This window comes from Paenibacillus sp. FSL M7-0802 (assembly GCF_038004945.1).
In the GTDB taxonomy this organism is placed as follows: domain Bacteria; phylum Bacillota; class Bacilli; order Paenibacillales; family Paenibacillaceae; genus Paenibacillus; species Paenibacillus polymyxa_B.
The window spans coordinates 2525602-2541374 of record NZ_JBBOSD010000001.1 but is presented as its reverse complement, the minus strand read 5'-3'; the positions used below and the strand labels follow the sequence as shown (position 1 = coordinate 2541374).

At 45.1% G+C, this 15773-nt stretch carries 10 protein-coding genes and 1 pseudogene; 7 read left to right on the top strand and 4 right to left on the bottom strand.

The features are described 5' to 3' along the window. Positions 1-496: 496 nt before the first annotated feature. Positions 497-918, top strand: a pseudogene (locus MHB54_RS28715) (glycoside hydrolase family 52 protein). Positions 919-1484: 566 nt separating this feature from the next. Here MHB54_RS28715 and MHB54_RS11850 read toward each other — a convergent pair. Beyond that, complete coding sequence (locus MHB54_RS11850) at positions 1485-2882, bottom strand: phytase (protein WP_023986519.1); 1398 nt, start codon at positions 2880-2882, stop codon at positions 1485-1487. Between the two features lie 110 nt (positions 2883-2992). Next, positions 2993-3868: a helix-turn-helix transcriptional regulator gene (locus MHB54_RS11845; protein WP_023986520.1), complete on the bottom strand. Its 876-nt coding sequence runs from the start codon at positions 3866-3868 to the stop codon at positions 2993-2995. Positions 3869-4060: 192 nt separating this feature from the next. Here MHB54_RS11845 and MHB54_RS11840 point away from each other — a divergent pair, with 192 nt between their 5' ends. From MHB54_RS11840 to MHB54_RS11830, 3 genes are all read left to right on the top strand, one after another. Beyond that, entirely contained in the window at positions 4061-6004 is a 1944-nt protein-coding gene (locus MHB54_RS11840) for a glycoside hydrolase family 127 protein (protein WP_264454296.1), read from the top strand. Positions 6005-6031: 27 nt separating this feature from the next. Then, on the top strand, positions 6032-7402 hold the full coding sequence (locus tag MHB54_RS11835; RefSeq protein WP_023986522.1) for an MFS transporter: 1371 nt from the start codon (positions 6032-6034) through the stop codon (positions 7400-7402). A gap of 275 nt (positions 7403-7677) precedes the next feature. Continuing rightward, positions 7678-9069, top strand: a complete 1392-nt coding sequence (locus tag MHB54_RS11830; RefSeq protein WP_023986523.1) for an MATE family efflux transporter — start codon at positions 7678-7680, stop codon at positions 9067-9069. An 88-nt stretch (positions 9070-9157) separates the two neighbouring features. Here MHB54_RS11830 and MHB54_RS11825 read toward each other — a convergent pair whose 3' ends face one another. After that, positions 9158-10147 (bottom strand): zinc-binding dehydrogenase, encoded by a 990-nt coding sequence (locus MHB54_RS11825; RefSeq protein WP_254349142.1) that lies wholly within the window; start codon positions 10145-10147, stop codon positions 9158-9160. A gap of 135 nt (positions 10148-10282) precedes the next feature. Here MHB54_RS11825 and MHB54_RS11820 point away from each other — a divergent pair, with 135 nt between their 5' ends. Both MHB54_RS11820 and MHB54_RS11815 read left to right on the top strand, forming a co-directional pair. Next, positions 10283-11155, top strand: coding sequence for a LysR family transcriptional regulator (locus MHB54_RS11820; RefSeq protein WP_053326520.1), 873 nt, complete (start codon positions 10283-10285; stop codon positions 11153-11155). Next, on the top strand, positions 11133-12281 hold the full coding sequence (locus MHB54_RS11815) for an RDD family protein (protein WP_076295713.1): 1149 nt from the start codon (positions 11133-11135) through the stop codon (positions 12279-12281). The genes MHB54_RS11820 and MHB54_RS11815 overlap by 23 nt, the downstream gene beginning before the upstream one ends. 160 nt (positions 12282-12441) lie before the next feature. Here MHB54_RS11815 and MHB54_RS11810 read toward each other — a convergent pair whose 3' ends face one another. Beyond that, on the bottom strand, positions 12442-14700 hold the full coding sequence (locus tag MHB54_RS11810; protein WP_264454295.1) for a glycoside hydrolase family 127 protein: 2259 nt from the start codon (positions 14698-14700) through the stop codon (positions 12442-12444). A gap of 130 nt (positions 14701-14830) precedes the next feature. Here MHB54_RS11810 and MHB54_RS11805 point away from each other — a divergent pair, with 130 nt between their 5' ends. Further along, on the top strand, positions 14831-15724 hold the full coding sequence (locus MHB54_RS11805) for an AraC family transcriptional regulator (RefSeq protein ID WP_264454294.1): 894 nt from the start codon (positions 14831-14833) through the stop codon (positions 15722-15724). Positions 15725-15773: the final 49 nt, after the last annotated feature.

Sequence of the window (15773 nt, the reverse complement as noted above, 5' to 3'; positions counted from 1 at the left end):
GTCAAAATAGAACTAGTATTTCCCTGAACGCCCGATTTTTCAAAGCACGGATTGGGTCAACCAAATTTTCTGGAGGAAATGCAGAACGAAAATCGTGTTGTTCGGGGGGACAATATAAGGGGTGGCTAGTCTGGACAAAGATGAAACCGGGTATATGTGCTGCCCCGCTGTGACGGGCTAAAAAAAGGACAAAAACAGCTATTCTGGTGAGTCCCTAAGATCCAACAGCTCTGTTTCCTTTGAGTTTCGCAAGTGACTAGTTCAAACGCTATTTTAAGGACAAGTTTGATTTGGTGATCGGGGATAAATGCCATGATATGAACTATTTTTATCAATTGTTTCGCGAGTATGATGGGATGACACACCATCATCGTAGTTGGGAAAAGAGCGGGATTTCTTCTAAAGTCGTCTCCCCAAAAGGAGCATGCAGTCTGCAATGTTATTTTGAAGGCTAGGGTGGCAATTGAACATGAAATAAATTTTTTGGGAAATCTAAATGAACCATAACGCGTTTTTTAACGCACATCACTCTCCGATCGGAGCATTCGCGAGTTTCACGTTGGGCTTTCCAGGTGCAAATGGCGGTTTGGATTTGGAGCTTGGTCAATCGCCGGCAAAGAACATTTTTATTGTTATGGAGACGGAAGTACCAGGAAAGTATGAAGCGCTCCCGTTTTCGGACATAGCGAAGATGAAGCTAAGCGTTATGATATTGAACACGCCCAAATGATTCAAGACATGATGAATTTAATTGGCCGAATTTCCAAAGATCGCATCCAGCGTAAATTTAAGTTGTCTACGGATACTTGTAAAGAGGGCGACCTTATGGTTTCCATCTACTCGCCTGTCGTGTCTGTGCCAGACCCGTCCCAATCTGTACTTGGCAAGCAAATGTTGGGCGGCATACGTTGCCCTTGAAAAACTTTTTAAGTCAAGCGGCCTTACAGAATTGGCGAAGGAAGCTGGGGAACAGGCCATGAGATGTGCCCGGACGATTGTTTCCTATCAAACTGAGAACGGGTATATTCTTCTTTTACATTGGATGAATTCTTTGGACAGCTTTATAAAACGTTCATGTTCTGTCGTTAAGTTCCTTAGCTTTATTGCTTTCCGGTGTTGCTCATATAGGTGTGTTGGGATCTTTCTGTCTCTTAAGGAGTGAAGCAAGGAATTCCGACGAAACTACCAGCTAATAATATTATCTCACTGTATCTTATAGAAAAAATACTTTTATCTTACTGGATGTTATAAATATCTTCGATTATTGATATAAAAACAACCATTTCTAAGCACGTTTTAGTCTCATTTGATGTTATAACTCACACTAAAATTAGCGGAGAGGACGGAGCGTCCATACGGAGTACCCAAGTCGATCCTGCTTAAAAGCAACAAGGGGTGTCCCAAGCAGCTGTTTTATGGCTTTTGGGACACCCCTTTTTTCTATGAATAGAGTCGGAATGTTGAGTTGATTTCCCCGAAGGGCATTACTGCGTGCTTCTGTTTACCAATTCACGCGGGTTGATGCCATCGTCTATCGTTAACGGGGTAGGGGCTCCCGTAGCGATTCGCTCCCAAGGCACCATTTTAAAGTTCTGATTTAACTTTTTGCCGTTTTGAAGATTTTCGTCATCTTGTGCAACGAAGATACCATGAGGGAAATTCTTGCCTAATCCGTAGCCAAGAACATCAATACCGTCTGTGACAGACGTACCGTCAACGGTAGGGCTCGCGCTGATCGTAAAGTTGCTTATATATGCATTGTCGCCTTGTCGTTCATAGATCGCATAGCTACTGTTTCCTTGACTGGAGGCCATGAGATACCCCTTGCCATCTTTACCGTAATACAATGTAAGTCCTTCTATGTCATCGTGAAGTCTGCGCCCATCTGCAATATCAACACGTCGCAGCGGCTCGGATGAACCGTCTGGCTCGGCACTATACTTCCAAATGGCGTAATCCTCTTCAGCGATGTAGATCGTACCATATTCATCATCAGCAACCATGCCTTCGGATTGCGTATTCAGCTTGAACTGGCGGACAAGCTTACCTGCAATTTTGCCGCTTCCGTCGTCAGTCAGCTCATATTGCTCAAATTCACCCTCTTTGCCCAACACGAGCGCGTAAAATTTATCTGTCTTGAGGCTATGGTATAAGCTGAATCCGTACACTTCTTTCATAGATGCTTTAATGGGTTTGCCAACCACGTTGGTCAGCTTTCCTGATGCACCGTCAATGGCAAAGATATCAATCGTGTTGTTGGTTCGATTGGTTGCCCCTGCAATATCAATTTTTTTGCCGCCCAATGTGAAACCGTAACGAAGATCCACGTTATTCATTTTTCCGACCTTCATGTTTTGCAGTTGCTTGCCTTCCAGATCATAGACTAAAATCCCGCCGCCTTTATTGGTTGCTAAAATTCTACTTTTCTCTGGCTCGACCGGGTTGAGCCAGATTGCAGGGTCGTCGGCTGCGTCTTCTCCATCCTCCACAGCTTCTGTTTCAGCAGAAGGGATCACTTTATAGGTGGGGACTGCATCCTTTGGATCTGCATATTTGTTGTTCTCTGCTTCAAGCGCTGTAAGAAGTTTTGTAGGAAGATATACATTTCCATTCACTATTTTAATTTCCCGGTCCGCTTTTCCGCTTAGTCCAGCTAGACGATATTGCTTTTCACCCACTGTAAAGGTCCCGACAATGCCATTTTTCAGTTTGACCAAAACAGAGTGGTCATCACTGTCCCATGTAATTGTCGCCCCCATTTTATCTGCCTGTGTCCGTATTGGTGCATACCCGGATGGCTGAATGTCTGCCGCATGGGTCAGTTCTGGTGATACCAGAACCCCCGTTAAAATGGCTAATAATGCGAGTTTAGTTGACTTCATATGTATGCCCCTTTTCTGAAGTGAAAATGATATAACCGACTCAGTATAAAGCGAGAATATCAAAAGGATACAATGAAAATGTAAAAGGAATGTAAAGGAGATGTAAGCATTCAATGGACTGGCTTCCAGTATTGTTGTCTGTAATTCTTTGGAGACATTCCGAACTTTTCTTTAAAGCATTTGGAGAAATAGCTTGCTTGGGAGAATCCTGTTTCCTCGGTAATTTGTTGGACAGACCAGTCAGTTTGCAGCAAAAGACTGCGTCCTTGATCCAGGCGATAATCCATTAAATACTCAAGTGGTGTGCGCTGGAAGGCGACCTTCATGCATCTGGCGAGATAGTTCTGATGTACGTGAAAATGGGTCTCCAAATCCTTATTGGTGATTGTATTTTTGTAATTCTGTTTTAAGTATATTTCGATCTGTTCCGCCAACTTAGAGGAGCTGTCTTTATTATTCTGATCATACTCCAAACTCTGAAAAACATTCACAAACGTCTGTTGGGCCTCCCATAGTGCCAGCTTTCTAGGTTTTAAAGTAGAGGCTAGTAAATAGTCTAATTTCGAAAATAGCTCATGCGGATTCACCACTTTTTGAATTTTGGGCAAATGAATGGTCGTATGTTCTGAATGAAAATGCAGCTCGGGAATGGGGGTGCTGGGTATAATAGGATTGGGCGAGGATTGTGCGCACCACATGCTATTGGTTTGAAAATGGAACCAGTAAAAGGAGGTTTGTTCTGTACATGCCTCAATGGGAAAATGATGTTTATCCGGTTCAAGAATGAGAGCGTAATTTTCAGTTACCTTCCACACTTCGTCCTCTTCGCCAATGTGCAGCAATCCTTCTTTAATGATTATTACGTCAAAATAACCCAGATTATACCTATTCGGGTGCCAATCCCCTTTTTGATATGTAGTAAAATTCCCCTCAATGAAATAAGGCAGCGGAGGGACAAGGAATGATAGAAAGTCTGTTTTGCTCATGGAAGCCAGCTCCTTTGTGTGTGAAATCGTATAAGTTTTAGTTAAAGATCGCGATTTTTTTTATAAATTCAGGTTGATAAAATAAGGACGTAGCAAGGGGAGCTCAGGTTAGCTTGTACGATATTATCATTACTTTATCCTTATTTTTTCAAAAATGAAAGCGTTCTATTTCCAGGAAGGGATGTTTATCCAATGAAAACGGCAAAGCCAGTTAAGCATGTCATCGTTGATGATTTATTTTGGAAAAAGTATAAGCAGGTTGTGGCGGAAGAGGTTATTCCTTATCAGTGGAAAGCATTAAATGATGAATTACCAGATACAGAACCCAGTCATGCGATTGAGAACTTTAGGATTGCAGCCGGGGAATCCAGTGGGGAGTATTATGGAACCGTTTTCCAGGACAGTGACATTGCCAAATGGCTGGAGACAGTTGCCTTTAGCTTAAGGGATCATCCGAATCCTGCGCTTGAAGAGCGGGCTGATGAAGTAATTGAATTGTTGGGAAGAGCTCAAGCTGAGGATGGGTATCTGAATACGTACTATCTGCTGAAGGAACCCAATAATCGCTGGACCAACTTAAGAGATAATCATGAGCTGTATTGTGCAGGGCATTTTATAGAAGCGGCTGTTGCTTATTATGAAACGACGGGCAAAACGAAGTTTCTTCACATTATGGAGAAATACGTAGACCTGATTCAGCAGGTTTTTGGTACGGAAGAAGGGAAACGGAAAGGCTACCCGGGACATGAAGAAATTGAGTTAGCCTTGATCAAATTATACGACGTAACTGCAAAGGATCAATATCTCAAATTAGCGCAATATTTTATTGAACAGCGGGGACAGCATCCTATTTACTTTGCAGAGGAACAAGAAAAGAGAAAACATATTCAAACAGAGCCTACCTGGAATGATGATAACAACATTAATTTTGGCTTAGGCTTCGAATACCAGCAAGCACACCAACCTGTGCGGGAACAAAAAGAGGCAGTCGGCCATGCGGTGAGAGCGGTGTATCTGTATATTGCGATGGCGGACTTGGCCGCGAAAACAGGGGATGCTTCCCTGTTACAAGCCTGTGAAACGCTGTGGGATGATGTAACGAATCATAAAATGTACATCACCGCAGGGATCGGTTCTACTGTAAACGCGGAAGCGTTCACTTGCCATCACGATCTTCCCAATGACAGCATGTACTGTGAGACCTGTGCCTCTGTAGGGCTGGCCTTTTGGGCCAATCGTATGCTGCGCTTAGCGCCAGACCGGAAATATGCCGATGTTTTGGAGCGTGCGCTATACAACGGAACGATTAGTGGGATGGACCTGGATGGAAAACGGTTTTTCTACGTGAATCCGCTGGAGGTTAATCCTTTTCAAAAATCCAGAAAAGATCAGGAGCATGTAAAAACAGAACGGCAAAAATGGTTCTTCTGCGCCTGCTGTCCGCCCAATTTGGCACGAATGATTGCATCGGTTGAGGACAATATGTACACCCAAACGGATGATACGTTGTATACGCATCTGTATATTGCCAGCAAGGTGAACATGACTTTATCTGGTCATGAGGTTGAAATTACACAAACTCATCATTATCCATGGGATGCGGATCTAACCTTTTCGATCCACGTAACAGAGCCGACTTCCTTCAAATGGGCACTGCGGATTCCGGGTTGGTGCAAGCAGGCAGAGGTGAAGGTGAATGGGGAAGCTATGTCATTAGACCATCTGGAAAATGGCTATATCGAGATTCAGCGTACTTGGAAGGACGGAGATGTGGTAACTCTGCATTTGGCTATGCCAGTTGAGCGCATTCGGAGCAATCCACTTGTCTCCATGAACCAGCAGCAAATTGCTCTCCAACGCGGCCCAGTCGTGTTCTGTCTGGAAGAAGTGGATAATGGAGCGAATTTGGCAGGATTAAGATTGACGAAGGATAGCCTCATTACGGAAGAGTTCAGCGAAAACCAGCTGGGTGGCATTGTAAAGTTGACCATAGAGGGATACCGGGTAAAAAATTCGAACGCATTATATAGCTCGGAGCCTCCTGAATTTGTTCCTCAACAAATTACCGCCATTCCTTACTACGCCTGGTGCAATCGGGCTAAAGGGGAAATGCGTGTATGGGTTTATGAATCATAATTCATTCGCATGGGGAGAGGAAAGATCATGAGTACGAGAATTGTGAGTACGGAATCACCGGAAAAGGCAGCAAGTACCGTTCCTTTTCATCGTAAAATCAGCTATTCATTAACGGATACAGCAGGCAATCTACTATACTGTGTCATTTCCAGTTATCTATTATATTTTTATACAGATGTATTCGGTCTTTCTATCGGGATTGCCGGGACATTACTATTTATCACCCGTTTTATCGATGCCATTGATGCCCCGATTTGGGGCATCCTGATTGACCGAACCAAGTCGAAATACGGCCAGAGCAGACCCTATTTTCTATGGTTAGCTATTCCGTTCGCTGTGTTCATGGTCCTTACGTTTACGACACCCAATTGGAGTGAGTCGGGCAAAATTGCATATGCCGCCATTACGTATATCATAGCAGGTATCCTTTATACCGGAATCAGTACGCCGATTACGTCTATTCTGCCTAATCTGAGCACCAATTCTAATGAACGCGTAGTCTTGAACTCCTTCCGCATGGTCGGGGGGAATGTGGGTTTCTTCATCGCCACGACGTTTACGTTACCTTTGGTCGCTTTCTTTGGACAGGGGAATGATCAAAAAGGATTTTCCTTAACGCTCGTTTTATTTGGAATCATGGCGATTATTATGTTTTTCATAGCGTTTGCCGATTTGCGAGAAAATGCAGCAGTGAAAACGAAATCCGTTCCCATTGCTAAAAGCTTTACAGCCATCAAACGAAACTGGCCCTGGATGCTCGTTGTAGCTGCCAACCTGTGTTACTGGATTGGTTTGAATATTCGTTCAGCAACGCTAATCTTTTATCTGCAATACAATCTGGACAGTAAGGACTTAGTGCCTTTAATCAATGGACTGACCTCCTTGCAGTTGATCTCAATGGTTCTGATTCCGTTTTTCGCCAGAAAATTAAGTAAAAATGCGATTATGATTATCGGATTGATATTAGCTGCGCTGGGTCAAGTCGTGATTTTAATGGGAAGTACAGACTTAACCCTCATTATTATCGGCTGGATTATTGGTGCGTTAGGATCAGGCTTTGCATGTTCTATGCCGTTTGCGATGTTGTCAGATACAGTCGATTATGGGGAATGGAAAAATGGTATTCGGGCAAGTGGTTTCCTGACCTCGATTGGAAGCGCATTCTGTATAAAAGCAGGTAGCGGAATCGGCGGATTATTGCCAGCATGGATCATGGGCAGCACTGGTTACATCGCTGGGAAAGTTCAAACCCCTACGGCGTTGTCCGGCATTCAGTTTAGCTTTATCTGGCTGCCATTTATCGTCTTCTTGATCGGAATCATTCCTATGTTTTTTTATAAAAAATTCGAAAAGAATGAAGCTTCTATCCAACAAGATTTAATTGCGAGAAGATCATAGACATTCTTTTAACAAGGGTTTAATGATATATTAAAACATTATAATGCTGCTCCAAAACCTGTTCGCTGAGCTGAGCAGGTTTTTTTGTTTTTTTCTATTCAAATGTGAGTAAAGCCATTGACAGGATTTTCTTTTGGAGCAATACTTCTATGTAGAGAAAAGTGTACAGAATCAAGAACTAGACACATCTAGCCTTGCAACTTTATACATTTTTTCGCCATGAAGGCTCTTCTGTTGAAGGGTTTTTTTCAATTTGAGAAAAAGAATGTGATGATATGAGTCAACTGAGTGTAAGGATGAGAACACATGGCTTTCTGAATAAGCATTTTTCAGGAGAGTCTATCGATTATCGACAGATTATTGCGCTGTTTATCCCGCTTCTGATTGATCAGGCTTTTATTGTGGGTTTTAATTTGGTGAACACGGCAATGATTAGCTCGTCGGGGATGGCGGCAGTCAGTGCTGTAAATATGATCGATTCTTTGAATATTTTTCTGATTAATGTGTTTGTTGCAGTGTCTACCGGGGGAACGGTTGTCGTGGCACAGTATAAGGGGAGCGGTAACGACCTCATGGTCTCTAAAGCTGCATCCGGCACCATTTCCTCCGTTTCCTTGCTGGCCTTATGTATCAGTTTGTTTATGATGGTTTTGTACAATCCGATTTTAAGTGTTCTGTTTGGTTCGGCCTCGCCAGATGTATTAGCTAACGGTAAGGTATATCTGCTGGGAAGCTGTATGTCTTTTGTGGGGATTGCAATCGTTGAGGCAGTGTGTGGGGCGCTGAGGGGCATTGGGAAGACGAGGGCATCGCTGGCTCTTTCGCTCATCATGAACCTCTCGTATGTGCTTCTTAATGTGGTATTCATTAATGTATTGGATATGGGTGTGCTGGGCATGACGATTGCCGTCAATGTGTCCAGATATGCAGGAGCAGTATGCGCGCTGATCTATTTGGTCAGGGTAGATGATGACTTGCGTGTTCAGCTTAGAGATATGCTTTATTTTAATCTGGCTATGCTTAAAAAGATTCTGTTTATCGGGCTTCCCTTTGCAGCGGAACAGATGTTTTTTAATGGGGGCAAAATTTTAACCCAAATTTTCATTGTGAGCCTGGGGACAAATGCGTTGGCGACCAATGCCATTTGCTCATCCCTAGCTAATGTGTTCCAAATCCCTGCAAATGCTTTGGCTCTTACGATTGTAACTGTGGTCGGTCAATGCATGGGGCGTCGAAATGTCGCGGATGCCCGGAAGTTTACCAAATCGTTTATTTGGCTGTCGTCTTGTTCGTTTATTGTAATGGGATTAATCCTGATGCCTTTGTTTGAGCCGATGGTGGGGCTATTTCATCCGCCTGCCGAAATCGTAGATGACATTTTTGTTGTCATTCTGATTAATACGTTGGCCCAGATTCCGCTCTGGTCCATAGCCTTTATTACACCCTCTGCGCTTAGAGCAGCAGGTGATTCGAAATTTACGTCCCTCACCTCGATGCTGTCCATGTGGTTATGTCGGGTGGTGCTTGGATATATTTTGGGCATAGTCTTCAATCTGGGGATTGTTGGTGTCTGGTTGGCTATGGATATTGAATGGGGCGTGCGAGGGATCGTTTTCCTTTGGCGCTTCCGCGGCAACAAATGGGTCCAGCATCGTTTGATCGACTGAATAGGTCCACTACCATAAAATTGACTTCTGGATGAAGGCATTTTACGGTAGTGGATTTTTTTCTATTCCTATACTTCGTTCAGACCCCTTACTCCATCCTGATTCCTATATTGCCTAACTGCGCTCCCTGCTGCATACGGTGGAAGGCTTGCGGTGTGTCTTGTAGAGGAAATACGCTATCTATAATCGGATGGAGTGCATGGCGCTCCATAAACTGAAGCATAGCTGCGAATTCCTCGCCACTGCCCATAGAGGTGCCGATGATGCTGATTTGAGGGAAAAATATAGACCGCAGCGGAATCTCTACTCGATCTCCTGAGCTTGCGCCAAATGTAACGATCCGACCGTTCGGCTTGAGGATATCAAAATATTTATCGAATGTAGCAGGACCGATACTGTCAAGAACCAGATCCACAGTGTCTCCGTTCATACTTTCTTTCCATTCGCTATGGCTGTCGAATGCATGATTAGCGCCATGGGCGAGGGCAGCCTGACTCTTGGCTTCGCTGCGTGATGTGACGGTGACCCGTGCACCTGCCGCTAAAGCCATAAGCATGGCATACGTGGCTACACCACCGCCAATACCGGGAATGAGGACGTGCTCACCCTGCTGTAACTGGCCTCTTGTGAAGAGCGCGCGATAAGCGGTCAAAGCAGACAAAGGCAGTACCCCTGCTTCTTCCCATGAAAGGTATGCTGGCTTGCTGACGGCATTTTGGACGGGGATGATAACCGATTCAGCGAATGTCCCGTCCGAAGGTCCGCCCAGAATGGCTGGAACCAAGGGAACATGATGCGTATTCTCCCATCCGATACAGGGATTGATAATTACATCGGTGCCTACCAGCGAGGTTGGGACACTAGCACCCACAGCCTCAATCACACCTGCTCCATCCGATCCGAGAATGAGTGGAGCATCGTTGGCAGCTCGATCTGCCATGAGGAATAGGTCCCGATGGTTCAAGCCTGCGGCTTTGAGTTTTACTCTCACCTCATCGTGCCCTGGCTGTCTGTCCGTAACGTCTGTATACATCAGACCCTCAGGGCCATTTTTGCTGGCATGTATCACGGCTTTCATTTTAAAACCTCCCGTGGTGCGAATTTAGATGCAATTGCATGTATATTGAATTGTACAGAGCGGCAAGCATCCGGTAAAATGAACAAAATCGAACGTGAGTATCACAAATGATCATACCAAGCAGGTGACGTATACATGGAAAGCAGTGATTTGAAAATTTTTCGGGCCGTCGCTCGCGAGGGCAGTATCACAAAGGCTGCGCAAGCCTTGAACTATGTACAGTCCAATGTGACCTCGCGGATTCAGCAGCTTGAGGCACAATTGAACGTACCGCTATTTCGCCGATCTAACCGGGGAATGACGCTAACGCCAGCAGGAGAGAATCTGCTGGAATATGCGGATACCATACTGACCTTGCTGGACGAGGCAGTAAAGTCCACTCAATATTCAGACCAGCCTGCGGGACCTTTGCGAATGGGGTCGATTGAGACGACGGCGGTTACACATCTGACTTCTTTATTGACGGAATATCACGCTCAATATCCTGATGTCCATCTATCGCTTATGACAGGCAGCACACATGATCTCGTACAAAAGGTATTGAATTACGAATTAGATGGAGCGTTCGTCTATGGCCCCGTCGATGATCCGCATATAGAGTATGTTGCAGCTTTTGAAGAGGAACTGGTACTCATCTCGGAACCAGGGAAAAGGGACATGGGTGAGTTGCTTGCCAAGCCTATGCTGTTCTTCGACGTAGGCTGCACGCATCGTACAAGAGCAGAAAGCTTTCTGAGCGAAGCAGGTGTGGATGCGTATCAGGTTATGGAGTTCGGAACCTTGGAAGTCATTTTGGGTGGTGTAGCCTCTGGTCTAGGGGTGTCCATGTTACCACAATCGTCGATTGCAAAGGCAGAGGAGGCGGGAAGTATTGCTTCTCATCGTTTGCTCAAAAAATATCGCAAATTAGAGGTGTGGTTTGTTCATCGGCGGGATTCGGTTTACTCCAGTGCACTGTCAGGCTTGCTTCACTGGATGAAAAAGGATGCTATACTTAACCGGGATTAAATTGACAACAGAGGTGTATCATTTGGAGGAACATGGTGTAACGAACAATCCATCTACAGTCGTTCTGGGACCATATGCGACGACTGGCGGCTATCATCGACGAGAACCGGATAAGATGGCAGTATTATCAGAAACATACGGAGCCTCTATTTTTTTCAGAAGATGGGCGGCTTGGATGATTGACTTCATTCTTATCGTCTTTGGGTATGGAGGGCTGGTTTATTTTACAGCGAAAAAAGTATCTGAAGCGGAAACCCCAAATATGGGCATGGTAGTGATGCTTTTCCTGATTGGCTCCTTCTGCTATTATCTGTTACTGGAAGGACTTACGGGCTATACGTTGGGCAAGTTTGTACTTCGTATTCAGGTCGTGAATGAAGAAGGAAGGCCGCCAGGCATGGCTAAGTCCTTGATCCGCACCCTCATACAGCTGGTAGATACGAATCCGCTATTTTTTCTGGGACTGCCCGCGGGGTTATGTGTGCTGGTGACACCTCGGAAACAACGGATTGGAGATATGGCTGCGAATACATATGTGGTTAAGGTAAGGGATTTGGGAAAGGCCGGCAGAAAGAAAACCGGGATTTTTGCAGGAGCAATCATCCTGATGACGATCATTTCGATTGTCTTTGCTGTATCTTTAATTTCTACGCTCATTACTCAAATCGTGAAGCCTGAGGTATTTACCAGTAAGGATAGCCAGTTTGCGGTTACGGCTCCGTGGAATTGGTCACGAGATAATATGATTAATGAGGAAGCGGATATTTCCATTAAAAATGAATTGACCGAAAGATATTTGATTGTATTATCTGAACCGAAAAGCGATTTTGACAGCAGTATGACTCTTCAAGAATATAAAGGAATCATTGAGGAACATTTGGTGTCAGGAATTACGGACTCTGAATTGGGGATTGCCTCCGACTTGGTGGTGAATGGATACCCAGCCATTGAGTTTACCCTAAAAGGAGAAGTAGACGGGACTCCGATCATGTATAACGTGACTACGATTGAAACGCCTTCACATTATCATCAGGTGCTTGCCTGGACCTACGCTTCCCGATACAGCAGGGCACAGCAAGAGCTACGCAAGATTAGAGACAGCTTCCGTGAAATGAACATGCTGTGAAGTGAACATGGAGCAATAACGATGAATCGAAGTTATAAGGCAGTAAGCAGAACAAGCAGACAGCTTATAGGAGCGTCTGCTTGTTGTTTTATAAGCTTCCTTTAAAAAACGAACATCAAAACGGAGTAGGCGAAATAGTAGATTTATATAGATAATTTGATCATACAATAGAGTGTCTAATCACTCGTAATCCAGCTACTTTCGCCACTTTACCTTGTGGATGGGCTGTGAATTGAATCGTCACTTCATTCTTCTGGCTCGTCACAGATAGAGGAAGCTCATAGGTGAACGTTTCGAATTTATTCATTTCCTCAGACTCCAGCTTGCCTTCCCCTAAAATCTGACCATCCGCAGTGATGTCAAAGTCACTATGAGGACGGCTCAAGTCCTTCAAATAAGTGACCGCCAATTGGACAGGCTCATCCGAAAGCACCTTCATGACAAAAGAGAACCAGCCCCCAGGCCAGGTGTCGCGATATTTGCGGTTGTAGATGGACCCCAAACCTACATGCTCTCCAGTAAAGGCATGATCCCGTTCAGGCTGCATTTCGGCAGGCTGCACAACGTCCACTGTAAGTCGTTCCAGCTCTAGCTGATACGCTAACGCGGTACGATATTCTGCCTCTGTTGCTGCCCATTCCTCCTGGGAAAAGAGATCCCAATAGACGGTATATGAACGATCATACATTTGATAAAACGGACGAAGCTTCAAGTCTCCGATATAGCCTAAGTTGGTCGTATGGAATGTATTAGGCTCGTTCCCGTCAGCAATCAGCTTCGTTGTCAATGAGTCGGTCGCTCCGATCAGAACAGACGCAAGCAGACGTTCTTCGTTGGATTCCTGCTCAACAGGACCAAGGTCCCCAGCCAGCACTAGCGGCCCATGCATAAAAGCAATTCGGCGTGGATTATCCGGCATTTCCTCGACTCTCACGGTCATAGGAATGTCATACTCGATCGTATCCCCATTGTTCCATTCCCGTTCAATTACAACGTAGCTGGTAGGACAAGCCTCTGTGACGTACTCTTCCCCGTTGATTTTAATCATCATCCCTTGCTCCGCCCAATGAGGGCATCTTAGCTTGATCGCGAAGGATTTGGGCTCCTTGCTGATGACGCGCAGCGTTCCCCGTCCATTTTGCGGAAAGAGAGTGTCTTGTTTGAGCTGTACGCCCATCTCGTCCCATGTCAAGGTAGAAGGGACATATTGATTGACATAGATCGTTTCTGGCGTATGAAAATAAATCGCAGTGCCGTACATGGAGTGGCTTTCCATACCGGAACCGACACAGCATGTGAAATCCTCATATTGAGAATTAAAGGACTTGTGTCCTCCCATTTCCAGCGATACAAAATAGCACACACGTCCATCGACAGGCTGCTGTGAAGCCAGAATATGATTGAACATCGCTCGTTCATAGTAGTCAGCATAGGCTGCATAGGCGTCCCACTCGAACATATGTCTTGTTAATTTCAGCATATTGTAGGTGTTACAAGTTTCACAGGTACCTTCGCCCAAGCGGTCATTCAGCTTCCCGGGTTCACCAAAATGTTCATTATAGCTATTGCCGCCGATCACGTAGGAATGCTTGTGAACAACCCGATCCCAGAAAAAGCGAGACAGGTCCGCATATTGCGGTTTTCCCGTCATTTCAAATTGCCGTGCAGCGCCAATGATTTTGGGAATTTGCGTATTGGCATGTCGCCCTGCCAGCGTATCTTGGCTATCTGCGAGATCATTGAGCACCTCTCCGTGATAAAAGCGTTCCGCAAGGCTCAAAAAGCGTTCTTCTCCCGAATGTTCCGCCAGATCGGTCAGCACCTCGTTCATACCGCCAAACTCGCAATGCAGCACCTGCTGCACCTGATCATCATCCAGCCCTTGAAGTACATCCTCCAGCCAGTTGCCGAGTTTGATTTCTATAGACAGGGCCTTGGGATGATGCGCCAGCAGATGTGCATCACGCAAGCCCGCAAAAAGCTTGTGCATGGTATATAGCGGCACCCAGCCGCCGTTCAGATCAAAGCCCTGGGAGCGGATATCTCCGGCTTTTACTTCCTCAAAAATCTCTTTCCCACGTGGAATGCCGGAAATGTATCCGTTTCCATGACTGTCTTGGCATATTTCCAGTTCGTCGACTACATAGTTCACGCGTTCCAACAGTCTTTCGTCGCCTGTGGAGGCAAACATCAGTGCACAGCCGGACAGGTAGTGACCGAGTGTATGTCCGCTGATGCCACGCGCTTCCCAGCCTTCATAGTGAGCCGCTTTGGGCTCCAGTCCCGCATATTCACGAAAGCGTGATAATAAACGGTCGGGTTCCAAACTCAGCAGATAGGCCGTATTCAGTTCCATCGCATGTAAAAGTGGGCCGGAATCAATTCTTACTTTATGCAAGTCAAAAGCTTTAGCTTTCAAAATCATCGCTCCTTAGCTAAGATGAAAGTGTATATTTCTCCACTACATTAGCATTGCAATCGCGGTATGTCAGTAGCTTAACCATACAATGGGTGGACAAATCCGAACATGAACCTAAAGAGGCGATAACATGACCTATCTAAAAGTAAATGTAGATGCTCCGATTCAACTGATCTCGGCAGGCGAGTTTGTTAACGAGGTACCTTGGAAGCATATGAGTCGTTCCATTGAGAATTTTGAGCTGATCCTGGGTGTCCAAGAGACGGTATATATACGGGAGGAACGGGAAGATTTTGAAGTAGGCGAGGGAGATATTCTATTGCTGTACCCCGGTCGTACGCATAAAGGATACCGGGAATCGTTGCCGGGCGTGAAATTTTATTGGTTTCATTTCGATGTTCCCACGACCCCGAATGTATTATCTAATGAGGAAATGAAGCAGGAAACAAGTGTCATGGATGGGCTTTTGCAGCGACATGGTGTGATGCGTGATATCTATTTACCGCAATGTGTACAGGCAGACAACGGAGATCGGATTCATATTATCGTCAATCAGATTTTGCATGTAGCCAACTCACATTACCTTACGTATCACAGTGCAAATTATTTGTTCACCTCGTTACTGATCGAGATATCTGAACTGGCGCTTAGCCGCTTGCTTTCCAATCCTGTCAGTTCACAGGGGAATGTGAGTTTTAACAAAATTATCGAGTGGACTCGAATTCATGCTGAAGAGCCGTTGACTGTGACGGATTTAGCCCGAAAATTCAATTACAACAAGGATTATATCTCTCGTTTGTTCAAGCAAAATACAGGCATGCGTCCCCTGGAGTTCATTCACAGTATTCGTATCAACAAAGCCAAAGAGTTGATTTCCCGTACAGATATGAGCATTAAGCAGGTTGCCGAAGAGGCAGGATATACCGATGAGAAGTATTTTATGCGTTTGTTCAAAAAAAGAGCCCACATGACTCCTTCCCAATACCGGAATGCCTATCACAAAACATTTATGAACAATGTCTAGTGCATTTCCGCTTGGATAGGGAAATTTTATAGATAAAACATGGAGGAAG